The organism is Bradyrhizobium sp. 134, from assembly GCF_023074155.1.
Lineage (GTDB): Bacteria > Pseudomonadota > Alphaproteobacteria > Rhizobiales > Xanthobacteraceae > Bradyrhizobium.
This window is the reverse complement of the sequence record NZ_JADPKX010000006.1, coordinates 353,278-375,899: the sequence shown is the minus strand read 5'-3', so window position 1 is coordinate 375,899 and position 22,622 is coordinate 353,278. Positions and strand designations below refer to the sequence as shown.

Annotated in this window: 24 protein-coding genes; 13 read left to right on the top strand and 11 right to left on the bottom strand. The window is 64.4% G+C overall.

Features of this window, described 5'->3' with window-relative positions; translation table 11 throughout:
- The first annotated feature begins 18 nt into the window (after positions 1–18).
- Positions 19–234 (top strand): hypothetical protein, encoded by a 216-nt coding sequence (locus IVA75_RS02625; RefSeq protein WP_247287103.1) that lies wholly within the window; start codon positions 19–21, stop codon positions 232–234.
- A gap of 72 nt (positions 235–306) precedes the next feature.
- On the opposite strand, the gene IVA75_RS02620 is transcribed toward IVA75_RS02625, so the two are convergent.
- Entirely contained in the window at positions 307–705 is a 399-nt protein-coding gene (locus tag IVA75_RS02620) for a hypothetical protein (protein ID WP_247287105.1), read from the bottom strand.
- A 252-nt stretch (positions 706–957) separates the two neighbouring features.
- On the opposite strand from IVA75_RS02620, the gene IVA75_RS02615 reads away from it, so the two are divergent.
- Positions 958–1,500, top strand: coding sequence for a tetratricopeptide repeat protein (locus tag IVA75_RS02615; RefSeq protein ID WP_027568442.1), 543 nt, complete (start codon positions 958–960; stop codon positions 1,498–1,500).
- Positions 1,501–1,608: 108 nt separating this feature from the next.
- On the top strand, positions 1,609–2,997 hold the full coding sequence (locus IVA75_RS02610) for a serine hydrolase domain-containing protein (protein ID WP_247287107.1): 1,389 nt from the start codon (positions 1,609–1,611) through the stop codon (positions 2,995–2,997).
- Here IVA75_RS02610 and IVA75_RS02605 read toward each other — a convergent pair.
- Positions 2,984–4,549 carry a peptidase S10 gene (locus tag IVA75_RS02605; RefSeq protein ID WP_247287109.1) on the bottom strand — a complete coding sequence of 522 codons (1,566 nt, stop codon included), beginning with the start codon at positions 4,547–4,549 and terminating at the stop codon, positions 2,984–2,986. The two genes, IVA75_RS02610 and IVA75_RS02605, sit on opposite strands and share 14 nt — an antisense overlap.
- A 254-nt stretch (positions 4,550–4,803) precedes the next feature.
- Between IVA75_RS02605 and IVA75_RS02600 the strand changes: the two genes are divergently transcribed.
- The 3 genes from IVA75_RS02600 (at position 4,804) to IVA75_RS02590 (ending at position 6,827) form a co-directional block, all read left to right on the top strand.
- Positions 4,804–5,583 carry an NAD kinase gene (locus tag IVA75_RS02600; protein ID WP_007602648.1) on the top strand — a complete coding sequence of 260 codons (780 nt, stop codon included), beginning with the start codon at positions 4,804–4,806 and terminating at the stop codon, positions 5,581–5,583.
- A gap of 88 nt (positions 5,584–5,671) precedes the next feature.
- Entirely contained in the window at positions 5,672–6,217 is a 546-nt protein-coding gene (locus IVA75_RS02595) for a response regulator (protein WP_027567831.1), read from the top strand.
- A gap of 31 nt (positions 6,218–6,248) precedes the next feature.
- Positions 6,249–6,827 (top strand): Hpt domain-containing protein, encoded by a 579-nt coding sequence (locus IVA75_RS02590; protein WP_027567830.1) that lies wholly within the window; start codon positions 6,249–6,251, stop codon positions 6,825–6,827.
- Between the two features lie 138 nt (positions 6,828–6,965).
- On the opposite strand, the gene IVA75_RS02585 is transcribed toward IVA75_RS02590, so the two are convergent.
- The 4 genes from IVA75_RS02585 to folE form a co-directional block, all read right to left on the bottom strand.
- Complete coding sequence (locus tag IVA75_RS02585) at positions 6,966–8,141, bottom strand: DUF2336 domain-containing protein (protein ID WP_247287111.1); 1,176 nt, start codon at positions 8,139–8,141, stop codon at positions 6,966–6,968.
- 205 nt (positions 8,142–8,346) lie between these two features.
- Entirely contained in the window at positions 8,347–9,444 is a 1,098-nt protein-coding gene (locus IVA75_RS02580; protein WP_247287437.1) for a lytic transglycosylase domain-containing protein, read from the bottom strand.
- Between the two features lie 88 nt (positions 9,445–9,532).
- Complete coding sequence (hisI, locus tag IVA75_RS02575) at positions 9,533–9,955, bottom strand: phosphoribosyl-AMP cyclohydrolase (protein ID WP_247287113.1); 423 nt, start codon at positions 9,953–9,955, stop codon at positions 9,533–9,535.
- Between the two features lie 27 nt (positions 9,956–9,982).
- Positions 9,983–10,675, bottom strand: a complete 693-nt coding sequence (folE, locus tag IVA75_RS02570) for a GTP cyclohydrolase I FolE (RefSeq protein WP_247287114.1) — start codon at positions 10,673–10,675, stop codon at positions 9,983–9,985.
- 229 nt (positions 10,676–10,904) lie between these two features.
- On the opposite strand from folE, the gene IVA75_RS02565 reads away from it, so the two are divergent.
- Entirely contained in the window at positions 10,905–11,360 is a 456-nt protein-coding gene (locus tag IVA75_RS02565) for an iron-sulfur cluster assembly scaffold protein (protein ID WP_027518679.1), read from the top strand.
- Between the two features lie 58 nt (positions 11,361–11,418).
- Here the strand turns inward: IVA75_RS02565 and IVA75_RS02560 are convergent, their stop codons facing one another.
- On the bottom strand, positions 11,419–12,318 hold the full coding sequence (locus IVA75_RS02560) for a hypothetical protein (RefSeq protein WP_247287115.1): 900 nt from the start codon (positions 12,316–12,318) through the stop codon (positions 11,419–11,421).
- Between the two features lie 253 nt (positions 12,319–12,571).
- On the opposite strand from IVA75_RS02560, the gene yidD reads away from it, so the two are divergent.
- Entirely contained in the window at positions 12,572–12,910 is a 339-nt protein-coding gene (yidD, locus tag IVA75_RS02555) for a membrane protein insertion efficiency factor YidD (protein WP_247287116.1), read from the top strand.
- A gap of 89 nt (positions 12,911–12,999) precedes the next feature.
- Positions 13,000–13,212, top strand: a complete 213-nt coding sequence (locus tag IVA75_RS02550; protein WP_247287117.1) for a hypothetical protein — start codon at positions 13,000–13,002, stop codon at positions 13,210–13,212.
- On the opposite strand, the gene IVA75_RS02545 is transcribed toward IVA75_RS02550, so the two are convergent.
- Both IVA75_RS02545 and IVA75_RS02540 read right to left on the bottom strand, forming a co-directional pair.
- Positions 13,213–14,427, bottom strand: a complete 1,215-nt coding sequence (locus IVA75_RS02545; protein ID WP_247287118.1) for a hypothetical protein — start codon at positions 14,425–14,427, stop codon at positions 13,213–13,215.
- 2 nt (positions 14,428–14,429) lie between these two features.
- Positions 14,430–15,797: an amino acid permease gene (locus IVA75_RS02540; RefSeq protein WP_247287119.1), complete on the bottom strand. Its 1,368-nt coding sequence runs from the start codon at positions 15,795–15,797 to the stop codon at positions 14,430–14,432.
- A gap of 328 nt (positions 15,798–16,125) precedes the next feature.
- Here IVA75_RS02540 and IVA75_RS02535 point away from each other — a divergent pair, with 328 nt between their 5' ends.
- Entirely contained in the window at positions 16,126–17,469 is a 1,344-nt protein-coding gene (locus tag IVA75_RS02535) for an alpha/beta hydrolase (RefSeq protein ID WP_247287120.1), read from the top strand.
- 172 nt (positions 17,470–17,641) lie between these two features.
- Positions 17,642–17,968, top strand: coding sequence for a GrlR family regulatory protein (locus tag IVA75_RS02530; RefSeq protein WP_247287121.1), 327 nt, complete (start codon positions 17,642–17,644; stop codon positions 17,966–17,968).
- Positions 17,969–18,003: 35 nt separating this feature from the next.
- Here the strand turns inward: IVA75_RS02530 and IVA75_RS02525 are convergent, their stop codons facing one another.
- Both IVA75_RS02525 and IVA75_RS02520 read right to left on the bottom strand, forming a co-directional pair.
- Positions 18,004–18,393, bottom strand: coding sequence for a hypothetical protein (locus IVA75_RS02525; protein WP_027567818.1), 390 nt, complete (start codon positions 18,391–18,393; stop codon positions 18,004–18,006).
- A gap of 89 nt (positions 18,394–18,482) precedes the next feature.
- Positions 18,483–19,655, bottom strand: a complete 1,173-nt coding sequence (locus tag IVA75_RS02520; RefSeq protein ID WP_247287122.1) for an MFS transporter — start codon at positions 19,653–19,655, stop codon at positions 18,483–18,485.
- Between the two features lie 186 nt (positions 19,656–19,841).
- Here IVA75_RS02520 and thrS point away from each other — a divergent pair, with 186 nt between their 5' ends.
- The gene (gene thrS, locus IVA75_RS02515) at positions 19,842–21,923 is read left to right on the top strand and encodes a threonine--tRNA ligase (RefSeq protein WP_247287123.1); all 2,082 of its coding nucleotides are present in this window, start codon (positions 19,842–19,844) and stop codon (positions 21,921–21,923) included.
- Positions 21,924–22,016: 93 nt separating this feature from the next.
- Entirely contained in the window at positions 22,017–22,580 is a 564-nt protein-coding gene (locus tag IVA75_RS02510; protein ID WP_027567815.1) for a nitroreductase, read from the top strand.
- The last annotated feature ends 42 nt before the right edge of the window (positions 22,581–22,622 follow it).

Genomic DNA, 22,622 nt, shown 5'->3' with positions numbered 1-22,622 from the left:
CCAAGGTTGCAATGATGCATGTCTACAGGTGTTTTGCCCGACGAGTCAAACGGCTTCGTAAAATCCGCAGATGAGCCACCGATCAAACCATTGATTTATCTACCACCGGCTACTGTGCATGGGGTTGTTTTCGAGGTTTTGTTTGCGGCCGCCAAACGTGGGACGTTGCTCGCGGGCTTCAGCATGGCCGTACCGGCCCGCCGCCAGCACCTCGAGCTTTCGCGCAAGGCGTGACGAACGGGCCGGGCCTGAATTCCTCACGCGGCGGCTGGGCAATGCTAGAACGCCACCGCGCAGGATCAGTCGTTAGCTGCGCTTCTCCATCGTCGCCGGCTTGGTCACGTCCGGCTGCGTTGTCAGCGACTTCTTCGCTGAGAGATGCTTGTGGTGGTGGCGATGCGTGCGCACGGTCTTGTGCGCGTCCGGCGTGACCGCGGCGTTGGCGTTCATCGCCTTCGACTTGGCATCCACCTTGGCGTCGGCCTTGACGTCCGAAGCCTTGACATCCGAAGTCTTGACATCCGAAGTCTTGGCATCGGCCTTGAGGCCGGCGTCGGGTTTCGCGGCGGTGGTGGACACTTTGGTCTGGGCCTGGTCTGCCTTGATCACCGGCGTGGTCGTGGTGGTCTTGCCGGTCTCGGCTGCGAAGGCCGGGGCTGCGATCACGGAAGCTGCAAGCAAGGCTGCGGAAATGGTCTTCAACATGGTTGGTCTCCTCTTGGAAGGATCTTGAGGCGGGCGCCCTCTCGCCAACCCTTTGATCGTAGGTTGGACCCTAGGAGGCACGCACTGAACCCAATCTGAAGCCCGCAGCAGGCTCCCGTTCATCTGGATGACAAGTTTGTCATCTGCCCGCAGGGCGAATAGACCAGGATGCCGGGAATGTTTTTGCCTGATGGGTGTTCCGGTCTTTGGGCAATCGTGTAGGATCGCCACGTTCCATACGGGAGAACTTAGATGCGAAAACTCTCAACGCTTCTTGTGCCGGGACTTGTCGCCATGACATTGGCGGCCGGGCCGGCTCTGACCAGCGCCTATGCCGCAGGTGGCGACACCCCCTCGTCGCCGCCGGCCTCGGACACCTCGACCAAAAAGGGCAAGAAGAAGAGCTCCTCCGTCAACGATCCGAAATTCCTTGCTGCCTATCGCACCGCCTACACCACGATCTACGACAATCACGACTACACCGGCGCGATCGGCCAGCTGAAGTCGCTCAAGCGCGACGACGTCGCCGACGTCGCCAATCTGATCGGCTACTCCTATCGCAAGCTCGGCGACTACCAGTCGTCGAAGGTCTATTACGAGCTGGCGCTGAAGGACGATCCGAACCACGTCCGCACCTGGCAGTATTACGGCCTCTGGCAGCTCGAGCAGGGCAACCGCGAGCAGGCGCAGTATCACCTGAACAAGCTCGCCTCGCTCGCCGGCACCGACAGCTCCGAATATCGTTCGCTCGCCACCGCGCTCGACAAGCCGACCGGAGCGACTCTCGTCTATTAAGAACATCGCATCTCCGAATGGGACGAACGGGCACAACCTCAGGGTTGTGCCCGTTCTGCGTTCTCGGCTAGCTTTCCCACCAATCTTCCCCTCGCAAATCGGTGCGCAATGGACAATTGGCTGCGATCCGCAATCGAGTACATCGGCTCCTGGATCGAATTCCAGCACACCACAATCCAGCAGCCCGGCGTCATCATCGCATTCGCCCATCGCGGCGAGGTCGTGGCCGAGCACGCGTTCGGCCTCGCCAATCTCGACACCGGCGAGAGGCTCACCCCGCGCCACCGCTTCCGCATCGCCTCGCACTCGAAGAGCTTTACCTCGGCCGGCATCATGAAGCTGCGCGAGCGGCGCAAGCTCAGGCTCGACGATCCCATCGGCCAATATGTCGCCGGCCTGCATCCGCGCGTCGCCGAAACGACGATTGCGCAAGTACTCTCGCACAGCGCGGGACTGACGCGCGACGGCGCCGATTCCGGCCAGTTCATCGACAGCCGTCCCTATCTCGACGCGAGCGAGCTGCTCGCGGAATTGAAGCTGCCGACCGCGATCGAGCCGGGCACACGCTTCAAATATTCCAATCACGGCTTTGGGCTGATCGGTCTCGTCATCGAAGCCGTGACCAAGGAGCCTTACCGCACCTGGATCAAGCGCGAGATCATCGAACCTGCGGACCTGCGCGAGACCGAGCCGGACGCGCCGCTTCCCAAGGGCGCATCGTTCGCGCGCGGCCACACCCGCAAGCTGCCGTATGGGGAGCGATGCGTGATCCCCGGCGACAATCCCGCGCACGCGATGGCCTCCGCCGCCGGCTTCATCGCGACCGCCGCCGATACCGCCCGCTTCTACGCACAGCTCGCGCCCAATGCGAAAAAGAGCATGCTATCGGTCGCGAGCCGCCGCGAGATGACGCGAAACCATTGGCGCGTGCCGCAAAGCTTCGAGGCCTATTACGGCCTCGGCGTCAACGCCGGCAAAACCGACGGCTGGGATTGGTTCGGCCATGGCGGCGGCTTTCAAGGTTACATCTCGCGGACCTGCTGCATCCCCGCTTGCGAGCTCGCGATCAGCATCCTCAGCAACTCCATCGACGGCGCGGCGCCGTTCTGGATGGACGGCGCGATGCAGATCCTGCGCGTCTTCCAGACCCGTGGCGCACCCGACCGGCGCGTGCGCGACTGGACCGGTCGCTGGTGGACGATCTGGGGCGCGAACGACCTCGTGCCGCTCGGCAACCGCGTGCTGGTCGCCAATCCCCAGTTCAACAACCCGTTCATGGACGCCGCCGAGATCGAGGTCACCGGCCGCGACACCGGCAAGCTCGCCTGGGCCGCCGGCTACTCCAGCCATGGCGAGCCGGTGCGCCGCGTCCGCAACAAGCGTGGCAAGGTCAGCGACGTCTGGATCGCGGGCGCCAACATCAAGCCTGCGGCCGTCGTAGCCCGCGAGATCGCGCGGAGATACAAGCCGCGCAAGCGACGGCCTACTCCCGAATGAGCGTCTCGACCTCGCTCCGAAGCGCCTGTCGCGAGCCGTCGCGCGAATAGAACATGTGGCCGCCGGGATAGACCACGAACTTGACACGCTGTGTTGCGAAGGCCGGCAACTGGTCGAGCACCCGCTTCGATCCGAAATAGGGCGTGGCGAGATCGAACAGGCCGTGCGCGACCAGCACGTTCAGCTTCGCATCCGTGGCGAGGATCTGGCGCAGCTCGGAGACCGACTGCGGCGGGTTGATGCCGCGGCCGAAATCCCAGTGACCCTCGACGGCGCCGTTCAACACCTCGTAGGAGCCATCGGGCCGCCAATTGAGCTTGTGTGTCAACAGGTCAACCGCGGCACTCGTCAGCGGCGCCTGCAGCGCATCGCCGGAGGGATCACCGAACCGCGAGCTGCTCGAATCCGGATAGGGATCGAAGCCGCGGACCGAGCCATCGTAGCGTCCCGTGATCTTGCCGTTCTTGCGGTCGAATTCTCGGCGGAATTCGCCGACGTCGAAGCGGCCGGCAAGCCGGCGGCTCACCGCCTGGTCGATGCCGGTGAGCTCGGCGACCTTGTCGGCAAGACGATTGGTCGCCTCCTTGTCCGCCTCGCCCTTGACGAGGTCGGCCAGGAATTCGCCGCGCGCGTAAGCCTCGACGTCGGCGAGATCGGCGCGCTTGACCGGGCCTTTCGCCTCGCGCGTCACCGCGACATAGCTCGGCAGCGTCGCGACATATTGCAGGAGGCTGGTGCCGGTGAACTCGCGGAAGTCCAGGAGCGGCGACACCAGGATCAATCCCCTGACGCCGACGCCGTGCTGGAGCTGCAACTGGCGCACTACCTTCGGCCCGCGAATGCCGCCATAGCTTTCGCCGGCGACGTATTTCGGCGAGGTCAGCCGGTCGTGCTTCTCGAGCCAGCGGCGGATCACGAGCGCGATCGAATTGACGTCACCGTCAACGGAGTAGAACGATTTGCGCGCGTCATCGCCGGTCGCGACGAACCGGCTATAGCCAGTGCTGACGGGATCGATAAAGACGAGATCGGTGAAATCGAGCCAGGTCTCCGCGTTCGGCTTCACCTCGGGCGAGGCGGACGGCGACAGGGCTTCGCCATCGAGCGGCAGCCGCCACGGCCCCGCTGCGCCGAACTGGAGCCATGCCGACGACGCACCGGGTCCGCCATTGAACAGAAACGTCACGGGGCGCGTCGCCCGGTCGGCGCCGTCGAGCTCATAGGATGTATAGGCGATGTCCGCCACCGGCTCGCCCTTGCCGTCGAACACGCGGATCGATCCGGCGGTCGCTGCGAAATTAAGCGTGCGGCCGGGAAGATCGAGCGTCTGCTTCGTGGTCGAATCCGATGGAAGACGGTGCGGCTCGGCGGATGACGATGCATTCTGCGACGCGCTTTGTGCGCCGCCGCGACCGCCCTTCTGTCCGGCCGCTGCCGCCGCCTCGGCGCGCGGCTGCGGCGGATCGTCGGCGCGCGCAAATCCTGCGAGCGCGAATGCCGACACCACCAGCACCAGGGTCGCGCGGCGGAGCGCCGGCATATTCGTGGCCATGATCGTTCTCCCTGCCCGGCGTCGACCGCCGGTGCGGACCGCAAGGCTAGCGCGGAATTGCGACGGTTTGGGGGATCATGGCTCCAGCGGCGCCTGAAGAGCCCGGTTGGGCACAAATCGAGCCGGTTTCGTCCTCAAATCGGAATGGGCAGTTGCCGGTCTGGTGTGAAGGGCGGTCATCCTCGACAATCGGGGTCGAGATCGTTAGACGAGCCCGGCGGAACTTTCTCCAGCCAGCGGCCCTGCCCGAAGCCATGACCAAGCCAGCGCGATACGACCGGATCGCCTTCGTCGCCAGCCCGAGCAGCGAGGCGCAAGCCGCCTTCGGCCAGCTCACCAGAGACTTCGGCAATTGCGATCCGAAGGACGCCGACATCGTGGTCGCGCTCGGCGGCGACGGGCTCATGCTCCAGACGCTGCATCAGCACATGCATACGGGCAAGCCGATCTACGGCATGCACCGCGGCACCGTCGGCTTCCTGATGAACGAGTACTCGACCGTCGATCTTCGGGCCCGTCTCGAGGCCGCGCAGGAATCCGAGATCCACCCGCTCCTGATGCGCGCGACCGACGCCAACGACCGCGTTCACCTGCATCACGCCATCAACGAGGTCGCCCTGTTCCGGCAGACCTACCAGGCCGCGCGCCTGCGGATCCTGATCGACGAGCGCGAGCGCATGTCCGAGCTGATCGCCGACGGCATCATGGTGGCAACGCCGGCCGGCTCGACCGCCTACAATCTGTCCGCCCAGGGACCGATCCTGCCAATCAACGCTGCGCTGCTGGCGCTGACACCGATCAGCGCCTTCCGCCCGCGACGCTGGCGCGGCGCGCTGCTACCGAACACGGCTTATGTCGTGATCGAGGTGCTGGAGGGCGACAAGCGCCCCGTGGCGGCGGTCGCCGACCACGACGAGGTGCGCGACGTCCGCCGCGTCGAGGTGCTGTCCGACAGGACCATCTCAATGCGCATGCTGTTCGACCCCGGTCACAGCCTGGAAGAGCGCATTCTGCGCGAACAGTTCGGCTCCTGAGCCGCCTCGCCGGACTGCCGATCGCAACCCTTCATTAACCCCCGGCGAGATATGGTTAACGAAAGTTGACCGCTCCGGCCCGGGCTCCATGTTCCGCATCGATTTCAACAAGCTGCGTTTCCTCGTCTGCGACGACAATCCGCACATGCGCCGCATCCTGCGGACGCTGCTGCATTCCTTTGGCGCGCGTGAAGTCTACGAGGCCGAGGACGGCGCCACGGCGCTGGAAATGTACAGCCATTACGTGCCCGACATCGTCATCACCGACTGGGCGATGCCGATCTTCGACGGGCTCGAGCTGGCGCAGATGATCCGGCAGCCGGAATCCAAGGGCAATCCTTACGCGCCGATCATCATGCTGACCGGCCATTCCGAGAAGCGCCGCGTCACGGTGGCGCGCGATGCCGGCGTGACCGAATTCCTGGCCAAGCCGATCTCGGCCAAGGGGCTCTACCAGCGCATCCTCAACGTGGTCGCCAGTCCCCGACCCTTCATCAAGACCAAGACCTATTTCGGCCCGGACCGGCGCCGCAACATCACCTCCGCCTATATGGGTCCCGAGCGCCGCGTCGGCGAAAAGCACGAGGTGCTGCAGCAGCCCTCGCTGCTCGACAAGGCCCGCTCCTCCATCTAGCGCAACGTCTCTCACGATCAAGGCCGATATCATGGCGAAGAACAGCGCAAGAGACATCGAGATCACGGCCTTCGCCACGCATCAAATCATCACGCAGCCCAACCCGCTGCGGTCGGTCCTGCGCCGTGTCGAAGAGAAGGACATGGACGATCCGGTCGGCCGGGCCGAGCAGGCGCTCGCGGGCCTCGCCGGCGAGTTCAAGGACTGGATGGCGACCGAGATCAACCGGCTGTCGGCCGCCTACGTCGCCATCCGGCACGACGGCTTCACCAAGGACAGGCGCGACGAGTTGTTTCGCGCCGCGCACGACATCAAGGGCGATGCCGCGACCTTCGGCTATCCGGCGGCGGCCGGCGTAGCCGAGAGCCTGTGCCGTGTCATCGAGCACGCGCCCGATCTGGAAAAGGTGCCGGCCGAGCTGTTCACGCACCACATCAACGCCATCCTCGCCATCGTGCACGAGAACACCAAGCTCGACAGCATCAGCGTCTCCGCCGAGCTCAGCCGGCGCCTGCGCAAGGTCGCCGACGACTATCTCGCCGACGCCAACCGCGATCGCCCCGAGCATCTCGAGGTGATCCTGGCGCCGAGCATCGCGCCGGCGGGGTAAGGGCTCGCCTCTCTCCTCTCGTCATTGCGAGCGCGGCGAAGCAATCCAGACTGTCCCCGCGGTGGGATTCTGGATTGCTTCGCTGCGCTCGCAATGACGGAGTTTGCGGTTTAGACCTGCCCTATCTCGGATATCGAATTAGGCCGCGATCAGATCGTCATAGACAGGATCAACCATCTCCTCCGCGACGAGCTCGTCGCAGAACAGCCTTGCCTCTTCGCGCGCGGACTCGGTGGCGAAGCGGCGCAGCAGGACCATCAGCGGCTCGGTCGCGCCGCGGTCGGTCTCGCAATGGGTGAGCACGCGCTCGACCATGCGGCGGCGCAGCCGCACCGCATTGTCGTCGCTGTCGACGAAGCCTTGCTCGTGGCAGGCATCGAGCGCGACCTGGAAGGCCGCAAACGTCGCCTCGGGAAGCCCGGCGCGCCGGAGCAGCGCCTGCAGGCTATTGCCGCCGCGATCGTGCAGCAGCGCGGACACGCGCGCCAGCGGCAGCTCGGCGAGCTCAGCCAGCGCCGCATCGAACAGGTCCAGATTGCTCGACAGCAGCGCGCGCAGAATGAGACCCGCTGTGAGCTGGCCGGTGATGCGCAGGTGCCGAACAAGACCTTCCATGTCTTCGCCGCGTGAGCGCGCCGCGATATTCATGGTGGAGCGGTCGCGCGCCTCGGTCGCGATCCGCTCGGCGCGGTCGGCACTCAGCCAGTTCCGGGCCACGACGAATTGAGCCAGCGTCTCCGAGAGTTTTGCCACCAGCGCAGCGCGCGTGGCGGACGGCAGATCCTCCAGCACCAGCATCGCCTCGCGGATCGCGGCGAGATGGCCGTGACGCTCGACGATGCGATCCCAGGAGAATGGCGCAAGCTCGGCATGAGGATTTTCGATCAGCTCGAGCGCTGCCGCCGCGCAGCCGACTTCGGCAATGGCGGCGCAGACCGATACCGGCAGCGCGATGCGGCGCGCGACCGCGCACTGCACCTCGTCGTTGCCGGTCGCGACGATGTCGACGAGATCGGCGTCGATCAGCAGCGGAGAATGTTCAAGCACGGGCAACGCGACGGTCGGCTGGTCCGCCGACAGCGCCCGCACGATCGACGCCGGCGCCTCGGTGCTGCGCGCAAACGCCTCGGCCATCGCCTGCCGCACTAGCGGCGAGGGATCGTCGAGCAGCATCAGAAGCGCGCCTTCAGCGGCAATACGGTCGTCATGGGAAAGGTCTGAGATCAGCCAGGCCCGGGCCAGCGCCCGCGTCGCCTCGGCCCGCTCGCCAGCGGGCGCCGTCCTGATCCAATTGATGAACTGCCGAACAATCATGGTGCTTCCGGCTTACGCAACGAAGACGAAGCGGTGACGGCTTGTCACCTGCAACACAAAATAAACCACGACGCTTAACAAAGCGTTCACCATAACTGGCTGGTTTTATTGACGTTTTGTTAAGGGAACAAAGGCGGCCGTTCACGCGCGGGGACCTGCGCAGCAGCGTTCACGCTGCGACGTGTCCGAGACAAGGGCGTGCGTATTAGCTTGAGAACGTTCCGCTGCGATCGCTGAAGAGATCAAGCGGCTGCGGCGGCCGGACGTCGGGCGTTGCCGATGCGACCGAGGTCGCTGGTGCGACCGAGGTCGCGGGTGCGACCGAGGTGAGCGAGGCATTGTTGCCCCACAATTTCTGCACGGTCGTCGAGACCGGCTGGGTGGTGTCGCCAGGCTGATAGATCGAGCGAAACACCGGCGTGCCCGGTGCATTGTCCGCGACCGTCATTGGCGCTGTCGCGCTGACCGGCGTCACCGCGCGTGTGTTCGGAAAGGTCTGGAGATACGCAGCATTGTCGATCAGCGGCGCGGCAGGCTGTACGCCGTTCGCGCTCGCGACCTGCGTGGTCGATGGCGTGCCGCCATACATCACCATCGCGCTGCGGGTGGTTTTCGAATTTGCCGCGCCGGCGTAGCGCGCATCCAGCACCGAATAGACCTCGGAGACGCTGCGCGCGCGGCCGTCCTTGGCATAGAAGATCGAGCGATTGGCGGACGCAGCGTTAGGAAACAACCGCGCACCGACCGCTTGCGGATTGTCCTCGGCGTTGGCGATCAGCTTCGCGGCGCCGCCGACGCCCATGAAATGCGCCATGTAGAGTTCGCTGTCGGACGGCCTGCGGCCGAGCAGGCCGGTGAGCTTGAAGCTGTTCGACTGCGTCAGCGCAGCCGCCATGCTGGAGGCAGCCTCCGGATCGTCTCGCAGCTTCATGATCGATCGCTTCATCGCGGGATCATCGACGGTGTAGGTCCCCGACGACGTCCTGGTGATGGCGTCGGAATAGTTGCCATAGCCGAGCTGGGTGCCCGCTTCCTTCACCGTGCCGAGCCAGGTCTGGTCGATGAACTGGTAGAGCCCGTGCGCCGATGACGTCGTCGCCCCGGCCGTGGGATCGAAATCAGATTCCATCTTGGCGGTGGTCAGCATGTATTGGAAGCTGACGCCAGCGACGTTCGAGGCCTGCTTGATCGCACCGGCGACGCGTGCCCGCGACGGATCGAGAACCGCCGTCTGAGAGGCACTGGAATTGTCGACCGACATGATGAAGTGCCCGCACCGCACGGCGTTGAGTGCGCCGGCAATTCAGCGCCCTGTCGTCTCACCGTGGGACAGGTATGGTTAATGCGGGGTTAATCGGATCGCCAGCTCCGCCCTGCGAGTGACGGCAGGACTACTTCTTGTACACCGCGTCCGGATCGAACAGCCTGTCCGCATCGACGAAGACGAGCATAGCGCCGCCGTCTTGGGCCTCGACCTTGCGGTAGAAGCAGGACCGGCGGCCGGTGTGACACGCCGCGCCGATCTGCTCGACGCGGAGCCAGATTGCATCCTGATCGCAATCGGTGCGGATCTCGGCCACGCGCTGGGTCTGACCCGAGGTCTCACCTTTTCGCCACAAGGCATTGCGCGAGCGGCTAAAGTACCAGGCCTCGCCGGTCGCAATGGTCCTGCGCACCGCCTCGTCGTTCATGTGCGCGACCATCAGCACGTCGCCGGTGGCGACGTCGGTCGCGACGACGGTCACGAGCCCGGCCGCGTCGAACCTGGGAAGGAAGGCGAGACCTTCCTCGGTTTCATGGGAGTGAGCGGACACAATGCCCTCGCCGGTCTATTCGCGAGGTCAGCGCTGCAGGCCCCGCACCAGGGACAGAAAACGAGCTTGCTCCGCCGGATTGTCGCGGAACATGCCGGTGAAGCGGCTGGTGAAGGTGGAAGCGCCATGCTTGGCGACGCCGCGCACCGACATGCAGGTATGCTCGGCCTCGATCAGCACGGCAACGCCGCGCGGCTTGAGGATCTCGTCGATCGCCGCCGCGATCTGCGCGGTCATGTGCTCCTGGGTCTGGAGCCGGCGGGCGAAGATGTCGGTGAGGCGCGCAAGCTTCGAGAGGCCGACCACGCGTTCCACCGGCGTGTAGGCGATGTGCGCCTTGCCGTAGAACGGCATCATGTGATGCTCGCATTGCGAGGTGAACTCGATGTCGCGCACAAGGACGAAATCATCATAGCCGGCGGTCTCGCCGAAGGTGCGATCGAGTACCTCGGCCGGGCACTGGTGGTAGCCCTGATAGAGTTCGTCGAAAGCCTCGACCACGCGGCGCGGCGTGTCGAGCAAGCCCTCGCGGTTGGTGTTCTCGCCGATATAGGCGAGCAGCGTCTTCACTGCCTGCTCGGCCTCGGCGCGCGCCGGGCGCGGCTGGTCGGCGCGGACGGCGGCGGCGAGGAATTCGGAAGGATCAAGCTCCGCCGGACGGCCATCGGGCTGCCGGTCGGAGGGCTTGTTGGGGCGGATGGATTTGATGGTAGCGTCCATGTCTACTCCGTTCGACGGCCTTGCGGCCGGAGTGTCACCGGCAGACGGGGCGGCGAGCCGCCGGACGCCTGAGAGAACAGTTTCGGCGAAAAGGTCTTCGAATTAACGCCGGCAGCACGGTTCTGGATCACACCAGTGCTGCAGCGCTGGACTGTTTTTCCGCCAGTTCCGACCCTATATAGGGCCGTGGACGGCGCACGCCAAGGCCGATCCTGCTGGACTCCATCACATGCTGAACGACATTTATAACAAGCGGATCATCGAACTGGCCGGGAATATTCCGCGGCTCGGACGGTTGTCGAATCCCGATGCCACCGCCACCGCCCACTCCAAGCTGTGCGGCTCGACCGTCAAGATCGACCTCAAGATGGAGGGCGACAAGGTCACCGACTTCGCCCACGACGTGAAGGCCTGCGCGCTGGGACAAGCTTCTTCATCCATCATGGCAAGTCAGATCGTCGGATCGACTGCGAGCGAACTCCGTGAGTTACGCGAAACTGTTCGCAAGATGCTGAAGGAGAACGGCGCGCCTCCTGAAGGCAAATGGGCAGAGATCAAGTTCCTCGAGCCGGTCCGCGACTACAAGGCGCGCCACGCCTCGACGCTCCTGACCTTCGATGCCGTGGTCGATGCCATCGGCCAGATCGAGGCGAAAGCGAAGCAGCCGGCTGCGGCGCAAGGCTGAGTCCGGAGGCTGATTCCGGCGCGTGGCTAGGCCCGGAAACGAGATCAGAAATTCGAGACTACTTCTGCGATGCCGCGACCGGCGTGGCTACGCCGCCCGTCGGCACCAGGGCTTCCGCCGTCTTGGTCGACTTGGCGGGCTGCTCCGGTTCCGCACCGAACCTTGCCTGGGTCTTCGGTGCAAGCTCCGCCATTGCCGGCGCGGAGATGTCGACATGCGGCAGCACGTCGGCCACGAGATCCGTCGTCACGAGATTTGTGAGTTTGAGCTCGCCTGCATCGAGTTCGTGCAAGTCTTCCCAGGGCGGGACGCTGAGCGCGAGCGACAGCAGGTCGCCGGCACCGCCCATGTCGAACGTGTATTTGGCGAGCCGGCCGATGTCGCGCTCCACGATCATCAAATCCTGCGCGCTGTAGCTCGCTGCCTTGGCATCGTCGGCGCGATCGCCCATCCAGATCTGGTGGACCCGGACATGGGCCGCTTCCGGCACGTAGCGCTTCTTGCCGGCCAGCAACAGGAACACGCACATGGATTCGCAATAGGCCTCAGGCGAGACCGCCGGACGGACCGACTGCCCGCCGCGGTTCTGAAGGCTGATGCCGACCGTGGTCAGAAGTCCGAGATTGCGGAAGCGCCGGCCGAGCGTGATCGCGTCGTTGACGGAACCACCGCTGGAATCGAGCACCACGGTGGCGCCGCCGAGCTGGCGTCCGCGGGAAAACTCTTCGAAGTCCCTCGGCGTATCGGCGGTGATGATGCCGACCGCGCTGACCCACCCGCGGCAATTCGGCTCGCAGGCGACCCAGCCGAACTTCATTGGCAGCTTGCGCTCTTCGAGGGCAACACCGGCCCGGGCCGACGACCCGAGCGTCGCGACGGCGCCAGCCAGCACGACTCCACAAGCAGCGGTTCCCACCAGCAACCAGCCGCGAAGTTTGAGCGCCTTCAGAAGTTTCAAACTGGTCCCTTCCCCAAGTCCCAAGCTTTAGCGCAAGCCTTACGGCGAGCCGACTCAGCCAAGCCCCGTTCTGACGTTCCAATGAGTCTCACATGAACGTCACAAAAATGGTATCCGGGGGAATACAGCTCGTCCATAGGCACTTGCTGCACTGCTCCCAAAAAGCATGCAAAATATGACGCACAAACAACAGGTTACAGTTCCCTGCGTCGGAACCGCGCAGAACCTCGCCCACAATCTCAGCAAAGCGCCCATGAAGCAATCAACTTGCGAGCACTGTTTCAATCCCGTCGCGGGCGCGCGCCGGCTTCCACGCAGATTCGGCCGCGCGCTGATCTGGCTCTACCGCCACACGCTCTCGCCGCTGGTTGGCTACAATTGCCGGCACCTGCCGACCTGCTCGGTCTATGGCGACGAGGCCATCGAAAGATTCGGGCTGTGGGCCGGCGGCTGGATGACGCTCGCCCGCCTGCTCCGTTGCAACCCGTTCGGCACCTCGGGAATCGACAACGTGCCCCTCACCACACCGCAAGCTTCGCGCTGGTATCTGCCTTGGCGCTACGGCCGCTGGCGCGGCGTCAACGCACCCTGAGCATGATGCGGCGCCTCCCGTCGCTACCTTGAGTGGAACCGAAATCCTTTCCTCGCATTGATGTGATGCTCCTGCGGGAGGAAACAACAATGCGCTGGAAAATCAGCCCTCATTTTCACTTCAGGTCTGGACGGGATTCGCGGGGTGGTTCGCGAGGCCACGATCCCAGAACCCTCGACATGCTCGCTATCATCGGCCTGCTTGTGCTCGTCGTCGGCTCGGGCTGGTATCTGGCGACGAGCACTGCCACGCCGCCCAGTACGACGGCGTTCATCGTGCCGAGCCAGAGCGTGCACTGGTAGTCAGCGGGACCAGAAAAAGCGTCCGGGTGGCGGCGGGACTGGCTCGGGCGGACGTGGCCGCTTCGGACGCGGCGGTTTCGGCGGCGGCTCGGCGGACGAGGTGGTCTCCGCGCCCGGCGCCGTCTCGCTTCCCGGCACCTTCACCGACAGCAGCAAGTTCGACTCGCGCATCCGCCAGCGGTAACCGACGCCGAAGTCGATCGGCTGGGCGCGCGTGAACAATGCGGCGTAGCGCTCCTGATAGCGGCCGGGAAATTCGCCGATGGGTCCGAGATAGCGGCCGAACGGGAAGAACCGCCATTGCCGCGAATTGTAGCTCGAAAGCGGAATGCCGGAATCGTCCTGGACGATGGTCGCGCTGTTGGCCAGCAACCAATCGCGCGCGACGGTAAAGTTGCCGGAATGCAGCAGATAGGACGCACTCTTGATCAGGCTGTTGCCGGGGCCGAGCGTCTCGCAGAACTTCAGGAAGCCGGCGGCGCGTGCACCCGAATTGGAGAGATCGGTCGAGAAATAGTACAGCGTGCGCGCCTCGCCGTCGGGGCCTGCAAAGGTGATGCGGGCGCCGCGCGTCGCGTTCGGCCCTGGATTGTCGTTGCCGACATGCACGCCGCCCTTGTCGTCGAGTGCGACCATCTCGACATTGCGGATGGTCTTGCCGGAGCGGACGAGGAAAACATAGAGGATCGGCAAGGTGCCGTTGACCTGGTTGGTGTGCAGGTCGACCTTCATTTGCTTGGTGATGAAGAAGGAAAAACTCAGGATCGAGCCGAGTGAGCGCTCGACATTGTAGAGCGCGGCGCCGACCGAGCCGCGCGGCAATCGCGTCAGGTCAGCCACCGCACCGACCGGCTCCAGCGCGCCAAGCACGTAAGTGCTGGCCTTGGGATAGAAGGCGTTGGCATAGAGGAAGTCGGGACCGCTGAACAAATAAAACATGGTCGGCCTGGGCGCCGCCAGATTGACGTCGGCCCAGTTGCGGATCTTCGAGAGCTGGCGCTGCTCGAGCTGGGCGAAGGCGCCGTCGAAGAACTTTGCGTGGCGCTGCCAACCCGGGTCCTTTGTGAGCGGCACCAGCGGCGAATCGGCCGAAGGCTGCATGCCCGCGAGGAAGCGCGCGGTGTCGTCGAAGGTCGCCTCGGCGGCACGTGCGGACGAGACGGTCGCAGCCAGCAAGGCGAGAGCGACGGCCGCAATTCTCATGGGTCGAAACATGTCTATTCGCAATGTGATGAAGTGCCAGCGGCGACCGGCCGTCTGCGGAAAACAGCATAAATCAACAGGCCCGAGAGCATGACGAGCATCCCCAACAGCGATTGCACGGGCCGCTCGGTCAACAAATAGTACATCATGAACGCGGTCACGAGCAGGAAAACGAGCGGCGTGAACGGGTATCCCCAGGCGCGATAGGGCCGCGGCAAATCGGGATCGGTGATACGCAGCTTGATGACGCCGGCGACCGTGAAGAACGAGCAGAACAAGAGCGCGAACTGGATGAAGTCGAGCACGGCCTCGAAACTGCGGGTGAACAGCAGCAGATTGGCGACGGCGAGCTGAAACAGGATGGCATAGGCCGGCGCGCCGCGGACCGATCTCTGCGAGAACACGCGCAGCGCCGGAATGTCCTCCCCCATCGTCATCATCACGCGCGGGCCGATCCACATCATCGCGCTGATCGATGAGATCAGGCCGAAGCAGATCATCGCGCCGACGATTCGGCCGCCGAGATTACCGAAGATCGCGCTGCCGGCGACGCTGGCGACGTCGAGCTGACCCGCGAGCGCGCCGACCGGGGTCGAATGGAGAAACACCGCATTCAGCGCGACGTACAGCACGAGCACGATCAGCGTGCCCGCGAGCAGCGCGCGCGGCAGGTCGCGCTGCGGCATGTTCATCTCGCCGATGATGTAGGTCGCGGCATTCCAGCCCGAGAACGAATACATCACGAACACGAGCCCGATCGCGAAAGGCGCGCTGACGATGTGCGCGAGATCGCCGGCCTGCGGCGTGAAGGCGATCGGCTGCGGCACGCCGACGATGAAGCCGGCAACCAGGAAGGCAACGATCAGCACTACCTTCAGGGCGGTCGAGATCAATTGGAAGGTCGAGGAGTGCCTGACGCCGGTCAATTGCACGAGCGAGACCAGCCATACGACGGCGATGGCAAGCGGGATCGGCGGCACACCGGGGACGACCGATTTGGCGTATTCGCCAAACGCCATCGCGGCGAGCGCGACGGGTGCTGCAAAACCAACCGTTGCCGACACCCAGCCGGCGAGAAAGCCGAAGGCGGGATGATAGGCACGGCCGAGAAAATTGTATTCGCCGCTCGAGCGCGGAAACATCGCGCCGAGCTCGCTGTAGGAGAATACCCCGCACAGCGCGACGATGCCGCCGACGGTCCACAGCAGGAGGATCGAGAAGCCCGAGGGGATGTCCTTGACCTGGAAGCCGAGGCTGGTGAAGACGCCGACCCCGATCATGTCGGCCACGACGATGGCGGTCGCGACCAGAACGGAGACCCCCGACCCGCTTCCGGTCAGCCGGCCGGTCCAGGGTGCAGTACCCGCATCTGATGCCGTCATCGCCGTCCTCAACCTCAGGCGTCACGCCTCGTGGGAAGCATCGTGCAGCTCGGTCCAGTCAATTCAAGCAGGGTTAACAAGGGTTAAATGAGGCGGGGCCACTTCGGTACTCTAGCACCATTAATCCACGATCCGGGCAATAAAGCTTCGTAAACACCGGGACATCCCGCCTCCCCCCCCACAATCACGACACGATTGCGTGGTCCCTTTGAGCGTTCCGGATGTGGGGAAGTTTCTCCGGACACTTAACGTCGCCTAAACGCCCATCGGCTCAATTGCCTTAATGATTGCCGATGGACTTGTGGTCGTGACTTGGGGTCATGGGTGAATGGTCGGGGCCGTTCCGAAACCGAGAACTGACATCTGCGCCGACCAGGCCAGGTCCGGCGCGCGCGGTCGTGCGCTCCGGCTTGCCCTGATCTCAGCCTTGGTGCCGTTGTCGCTGACCCTGGTTCAATGCGGCAAGGCGCCCAATCCAGCGGCGCTCGCGGCGAACTCGCAAGCCAACGTCCAAGGCAACGTCCCCGCCAACGTGCAGGTCGTTGCGAAGACAAACCAGCAAGTCGCAAGCAGCGACTCGTTCGAGGATCGCTTCCCGGCCCCCCAGTTCAGGGAGCGCTTCCCCTCCGCGAGCGAGGGTTTTCTGCAACGGCAGATGTCGGACTTCTCACCCAAGCGCGCCGTGCAGCAGCAGCCGGAGCAGGCGCCCTACAAGGTCGCTTCGCTCGCGCCGCAGGCCCCATACCAGCGTCCGCCGCGCGAGGACCTGACGACGCTCGTCAGCATGAAGTCGTCAGCCTTCCCATATTTCGGCAACAACCCTGCTTCCGACGCGCCGTTCCTCAATATCTCCAAGGGCGATCGCCGCGGCCACCGCAGCTATTCCGGGCGCGTATTCTGGCAGGACGAGACTTACAACGATAATCGCGTCCTGATGCACGTGCCCGAACATTTCGACGTGCGGAAGCCAGGCGTGATCGTGGTGTTCTTCCACGGTAATGGCGCGACACTCGAGCGCGATGTGCGCGACCGACAGCTGGTGCCGCAGCAGGTCACCGATTCCGGCGCCAATGCCATCCTGCTCGCACCGCAGATGGCGGTCGATGCTGCCGATTCCAGCGCAGGAAAATTCTGGCAGGCCGGCGGCCTCAAGCGTTTCATCGACGAGTCGGCGAACCATCTCGCTCGCCTCACCGGCGATCCCAACAGCGCCCGCGCCTTCGCCAATATGCCGATCGTGATCGTCGGCTACAGCGGCGGCTTCCTGCCGACGGCCTGGAGCCTCGAGGTTGGTGGCATCAGCGACCGTGTCCGCGGCGTCGTGTTGCTCGACGCCGTCTATGGCGAGATGGACAAGTTCGCCTCATGGATCGAGAGCCACCGCTCGGGCTTCTTCGTCAGCTCCTACACCCACTACACCGCGCGGCGCGACCGCGAACTGATGAGCACGCTGCGGCAGAAGGGCATCACCGTCTCCGAAGACATGGACGGCCCCTTGCGTCCGGGCAGCGTGGTGTTCGTCGAAACCGGGGACGGCATTACCCATCGCGACTATGTGACGCGAGCGTGGACGAGGGACCCGCTCAAGGACGTCCTGGTGAAGATGTCGGCGACGCCATCACTCGCGCTCACGCGCGTGGCCTCCACCAATTCATCCGCATCGAGCCGGTAAGCTTCCGATATTGCGCCTGTCGGCATTTGGCTGCACGGCCCGCAACTCTCTCGAGCCTTGATCAAAATGTGATGTTGATGGCCGACGGTCCCGGGGCCGACCGGATTGCTTCCACTGGCAACAATCATACTTTGCCGACCAAGTCGTATTTGGGATTCTGCGGGGACATGCTGTGCGTCAGGGACTCTACAAGGTCGACTTCCACACGGTTCACGGCACGGGTTGCGGCGTCGTCTATGTGACCGAGGGCAAGATGCGCGGCGGCAATTCCGTTTTCGCGTTCATCGGCACCTGCACGGGCGAAGGCGACAGCATCAGAGTCAAGATCTCGACCGAGCGCCACAATGACGACCCTTGCTTCAAGGCCTTGTTCGGTCTTGACCGGATCACGCTGACGCTCGCCGGCCGGGAGGATGGCGATAGTGCGGAATTCGAAGGTACCGCACTGCAACTGCCGGGCGTTGCCTTTAGGGCCGTGCTGAGCCGGATCAGCGACTAACCGTCCGGCTCCTGATCCTTCGGGTCTTAACTGCCTCAGGTTTTTGGCAGCTTCGGAATGCTCTCGGCAAAGCCGTTGAAGCAGGCCAGCCGCTCGTCCTCTTCCTTGAAGAAACGGCAATCGGCGTAGCCCTTAGCCTTCGCCGGCTTGGGCTTCGGCGTCGGCGCGATCACGGCGTCGTAGCAATTGAGCCGGTCTTTGGTGCCATCATCGAGGTCGAGGCAGGCCTGGAGCCGCGCCGCGATCGATTGCGGCTTGCCCTTCGGGGCCGCAGCCGGCTTGGCCGCAGCCTCCTTGGTCCCGGCCTTGGTGCCCTTGGGCTTGACCTGCACCAACGGCTTGTCCCCGATCATTGGTGGCTTGTCGGCTTGCGCGAAAGCGGAAGCTGAATAGAGCACCGCGGCAACCGCCAGAATCATCCTCATCTCAGTCCCTCTTTGGTCCCCATGACCGGCCTTCTAGCCTTCCGGCGCGCGGTTTGCCAAGCACCTTGCGCACACGGACACGCTTCCGCTCAGGCCGGGGCGGCAGTTGCCGGCCGGGGCCGGGTCAGGACCACCAGGATCAGCGCCAGCACGACGAAGCCGACCGCGACGAAGCCGAGCGTATGCAGGAGTTCGCGGGCGAACAGCAGTCCGCCGACGGCAGAGCCGACCGCCTGGCCGATATAGAGGACGGAGGTGTTGAGTGCGACGGTCGCCGATGCCAGCGACGGTGCCGCCGAGACCAGCCGCACCTGCTGCATCGAATTGGTCGAGGCAAAGCCGAGGCCCCAGATCGCGACCGCACCCGCCATCAACGCGAGCGTGCCGGCGCCGAGCGCCCAGCCGGTGATTCCCGCAAGCAGCAGCCAGGTGAACAGCAGCGAGGTGCGATAGGGTCCGGAGGTATCGACGATGCGGGTCGCGATGACAACGCCGAGGAAGCCGCAGACGCCATAGAGGGCGAACACCATGCCGATCGCATCAGGTCCTGCGCCGGTCAGCTTGTTGAGCAGCGGCCCCATGAAGGTGAACACCACGAACTGCCCGGACATCTGCAACATCGTGATCGCAAGCAGAAGCAGAATCGTTCTGTTGCGACTGACCGCGCTCCAGGTCTTCAGATCCACGGGCGCGCCCTTCAAGCCCGCCGGCAGTCGCATCAGCAACAGCAGGAAGCTGATGCAGCCGAGCGCGCCGATCCCGCCATAGGCCGCGCGCCAGCCATAGCGGCTGGCGATAAACGTGATCAGCGGCAGGCCGACGGCGGCAGCGAGCGACCAGCCGAGAAAGATGTAGGCAATCGTACTGCCGCGACGCTCCACCGGCACGATCAACGCCGCCGTACCGGCGGCCTGCGGCGTGTAGAGCGCGCCGACCGCGAGCATCACCAGGCGGATGACGAGGAGGCTTGCATAATCGGGCGCAAAGGCAGAGGCGAGATTGCCAAAGGCGAGCACCGCGAGCGTCGTGGTGAGCAGCGTCCGGCGTTCGATCCGGCTGGTGAGCCAGGCCGTCAGCGGCGAGCCGATGCACAGGATGACAGCCCCGAAGGTGATCAGGAGCGCGGCCGCATGGATGCTGACGTCGAGCCCCGTCGCCAATTCCGGCAGCATGCCCGCCGGTGCCAAGACCGAGCAGCCGGTGACGAGATTGCCGAGCATCAGGGCGGTTGGCGCGAAACGGCCCGCGCATGCATTTTCCATGCAAACGCATGTAGAGCGGGCTTGCGACCAGTTAAAGGGCGTTGCCCGGAATAGTTCGTGCAGCGCCCCCGCTTTTGCGCGCCGGTTTCTTGGAAATGCCGGATTGCGCAGGCCGAATCGCCTGATATATCGCTCGTTCCCGCTTACCTGCGCTCGTTCGCAGGAGTGAGCCTCAGGAGACACGCCATGACCGACCAGCCCAACGACCAATCCAAGGACCAATCCAAGTCCGAGCAGCCCAAGTCCGAATCCGGCTTCCAGTACAGCCTCAGCAATTTGAGGCCCGTGACCCCGCCGGAAAAAATCACCCTTACCTTCCCCGACGGCGCCCGGCGCGAATACGCCAAGAGCATCACCGGCCTCGAACTCGCCAAAGGCATTTCGCCGTCGCTGGCCAAGCGCACGGTCGCGATGGCGCTCGACGGCGTGGTCTCCGACCTCGACGATCCCATCGAAGCCGACGCCAGGATCGAGCTGATCAACCGCGACGATCCGCGCGCGCTCGAGCTGATCCGCCATGACTGCGCCCACGTACTTGCCGAAGCCGTGCAGACGCTGTGGCCGGGCACCCAGGTCACCATCGGTCCCGTGATCGAGAACGGCTTCTATTACGATTTCTTCCGCAACGAGCCGTTCACGCCGGAGGACTTTGCCGCGATCGAGAAAAAGATGCGCGAGCTCATCGCGCGCGACAAGCCTTTTACCAAGGAGGTTTGGGATCGCGAAAAGACGAAACAGGTGTTCCGCGACAAGGGCGAAGCGTTCAAGGTCGAGCTGGTCGACGCCATTCCCGGCAACGAGCCGATCAAGATCTATTACCAGGGCGACTGGTTCGATCTCTGCCGCGGCCCGCACATGACCTCGACGGGCAAGGTCGGCAACGCCTTCAAGCTGATGAAAGTGGCCGGCGCCTATTGGCGCGGCGACAGCAACAACCCGATGCTGACCCGCATCTACGGCACGGCGTTCGCCAAGCAGGAGGACCTCGACGCTTATCTGAAGCAGATCGAGGAAGCGGAAAAGCGCGACCATCGCAAGCTCGGGCGCGAGCTCGACCTCTTCCATTTCCAGGAGGAAGGCCCGGGCGTCGTGTTCTGGCACGCCAAGGGCTGGACCATCTTCCAGCAGCTGATCGCCTATATGCGCCGGCGCTTGGCCGGCGACTATAGCGAGGTCAACGCCCCGCAGATCCTCGACAAGTCGCTGTGGGAGACGTCGGGCCATTGGGGCTGGTACCGCGAGAACATGTTCGCGGCGCAGTCGGCCGGCGAGGAGGCCGAGGACAAGCGCTGGTTCGCGCTGAAGCCGATGAACTGCCCGGGCCACGTGCAGATCTTCAAGCATGGCCTGAAGAGCTACCGCGACCTGCCGCTGCGGCTCGCCGAGTTCGGCGTGGTGCACCGCTACGAGCCGTCCGGCGCGATGCATGGATTGATGCGCGTGCGCGGCTTCACCCAGGACGACGCGCACATCTTCTGCATGGAGGATCAGCTCGCCGACGAGTGCCTGAAGATCAACGAGCTGATCCTGTCGACCTACGCCGATTTCGGGTTCACCGGCGATCTCACCGTCAAACTGTCGACCCGGCCGGAAAAACGCGTCGGCACCGACGCGATGTGGGATCACGCCGAGCGCGTGATGGCGACGGTGTTGCGTGAGATCCAGTCGCAGAACAATCACATCAAGACCGAGATCAATCCGGGCGAAGGCGCCTTCTACGGGCCGAAGTTCGAATATGTGCTGCGCGACGCCATCGGCCGCGACTGGCAGTGCGGCACCACGCAGGTCGACTTCAACCTGCCGGAACGGTTCGGTGCGTTCTACATCGACCACGACAGCGGCAAGAAGCCGCCGGTCATGGTGCACCGCGCGATTTGCGGTTCGATGGAACGCTTCATCGGCATCCTGATCGAGCACTATGCCGGCAACTTCCCGCTCTGGCTGTCGCCGGTGCAGGTGGTGGTCACCACCATCACGTCGGAAGCCGACGAGTATGCCAAGCAGGTGCTGGAGCAGGTCCGGCGTGCGGGACTTCGGGCCGAGATCGACCTGCGCAACGAAAAGATCAACTACAAGGTCCGCGAGCATTCGCTGGCCAAGATTCCGGCACTGCTCGTGGTCGGCAAGAAAGAGGCCGAGACGCAGTCGGTCTCGATCCGCCGGCTCGGCAGCGACGGTCAGCAAGTGACGACGAGGGTGGAGGCCATCGCCGCCCTCGTCGACGAGGCGACCCCGCCGGATGTGAAGCGGGCGCGCGGCGCGGCCTGACATCTGAAATCGGTCTAAACTCGCTTTCGGTTGCGGGCGTGCATTCCTATGTGGGGATTGCACGCCCGACGACCAGCCGAAGAGGAAACCGCAGTGCCCGACGCCATCGAACTCCTGAAGACCCGCCGCTCGGTCAAGCCGCGCGAGATGTCCGGGCCCGGCCCCTCCCCGGCCGAGCTCGAGACCATCCTCACCATCGGCGCGCGCGTGCCCGACCATGGCAAGCTCGCGCCCTGGCGCTTCATCATCTTCGAGGGCGATGCGCGCGAGCGCGCCGGCGAGGTGATCGCGAAGGTGTTCGCCCGGAAGAATCCCGGCGCGGCAGCGGCCGATGTCGAGACCGAGCGCAAACGCCTCACGGATGCGCCGCTGGTGATCGGCATCGTCAGCTTCACCAAGCCGCATCCGAAAGTGCCGGCCTTCGAGCAGGAATTGTCGGCCGGCGCCAGCGTCATGAACATTGTCACGGCCGCGACCGCGCTCGGCTACGGCGCCTGCTGGCTGACCGGCTGGTTCTCGTTCGATCGCGACGTGCTGGACGGCCTCGGCCTCAAGCCGGACGAGAAACTTGCCGGCTTCGTCCATATCGGCAAGCCGACCAGGCCGAGCGAGGACCGTCCGCGACCGGTCCTTTCTGAAATCGTGACGCGGTTTTAACCGAAGGCGTGTTGACGCCTTCGACGTCTTGCGGCTTTGATC

Excerpts from the sequence above, each read along its gene's own strand:
- IVA75_RS02625 (WP_247287103.1), top strand. The coding sequence starts at position 19 with ATGTCTACAGGTGTTTTGCCCGACGAGTCAAACGGCTTCGTAAAATCC.
- IVA75_RS02620 (WP_247287105.1), bottom strand. The coding sequence starts at position 705 with ATGTTGAAGACCATTTCCGCAGCCTTGCTTGCAGCTTCCGTGATCGCA.
- IVA75_RS02615 (WP_027568442.1), top strand. The coding sequence starts at position 958 with ATGCGAAAACTCTCAACGCTTCTTGTGCCGGGACTTGTCGCCATGACA.
- IVA75_RS02610 (WP_247287107.1), top strand. The coding sequence starts at position 1,609 with ATGGACAATTGGCTGCGATCCGCAATCGAGTACATCGGCTCCTGGATC.
- IVA75_RS02605 (WP_247287109.1), bottom strand. The coding sequence starts at position 4,549 with ATGGCCACGAATATGCCGGCGCTCCGCCGCGCGACCCTGGTGCTGGTG.
- IVA75_RS02600 (WP_007602648.1), top strand. The coding sequence starts at position 4,804 with ATGACCAAGCCAGCGCGATACGACCGGATCGCCTTCGTCGCCAGCCCG.
- IVA75_RS02595 (WP_027567831.1), top strand. The coding sequence starts at position 5,672 with ATGTTCCGCATCGATTTCAACAAGCTGCGTTTCCTCGTCTGCGACGAC.
- IVA75_RS02590 (WP_027567830.1), top strand. The coding sequence starts at position 6,249 with ATGGCGAAGAACAGCGCAAGAGACATCGAGATCACGGCCTTCGCCACG.
- IVA75_RS02585 (WP_247287111.1), bottom strand. The coding sequence starts at position 8,141 with ATGATTGTTCGGCAGTTCATCAATTGGATCAGGACGGCGCCCGCTGGC.
- folE (WP_247287114.1), bottom strand. The coding sequence starts at position 10,675 with ATGGACGCTACCATCAAATCCATCCGCCCCAACAAGCCCTCCGACCGG.
- IVA75_RS02565 (WP_027518679.1), top strand. The coding sequence starts at position 10,905 with ATGCTGAACGACATTTATAACAAGCGGATCATCGAACTGGCCGGGAAT.
- yidD (WP_247287116.1), top strand. The coding sequence starts at position 12,572 with ATGAAGCAATCAACTTGCGAGCACTGTTTCAATCCCGTCGCGGGCGCG.
- IVA75_RS02550 (WP_247287117.1), top strand. The coding sequence starts at position 13,000 with ATGCGCTGGAAAATCAGCCCTCATTTTCACTTCAGGTCTGGACGGGAT.
- IVA75_RS02545 (WP_247287118.1), bottom strand. The coding sequence starts at position 14,427 with ATGTTTCGACCCATGAGAATTGCGGCCGTCGCTCTCGCCTTGCTGGCT.
- IVA75_RS02540 (WP_247287119.1), bottom strand. The coding sequence starts at position 15,797 with ATGACGGCATCAGATGCGGGTACTGCACCCTGGACCGGCCGGCTGACC.
- IVA75_RS02535 (WP_247287120.1), top strand. The coding sequence starts at position 16,126 with ATGGTCGGGGCCGTTCCGAAACCGAGAACTGACATCTGCGCCGACCAG.
- IVA75_RS02525 (WP_027567818.1), bottom strand. The coding sequence starts at position 18,393 with ATGAGGATGATTCTGGCGGTTGCCGCGGTGCTCTATTCAGCTTCCGCT.
- IVA75_RS02520 (WP_247287122.1), bottom strand. The coding sequence starts at position 19,655 with ATGGAAAATGCATGCGCGGGCCGTTTCGCGCCAACCGCCCTGATGCTC.
- thrS (WP_247287123.1), top strand. The coding sequence starts at position 19,842 with ATGACCGACCAGCCCAACGACCAATCCAAGGACCAATCCAAGTCCGAG.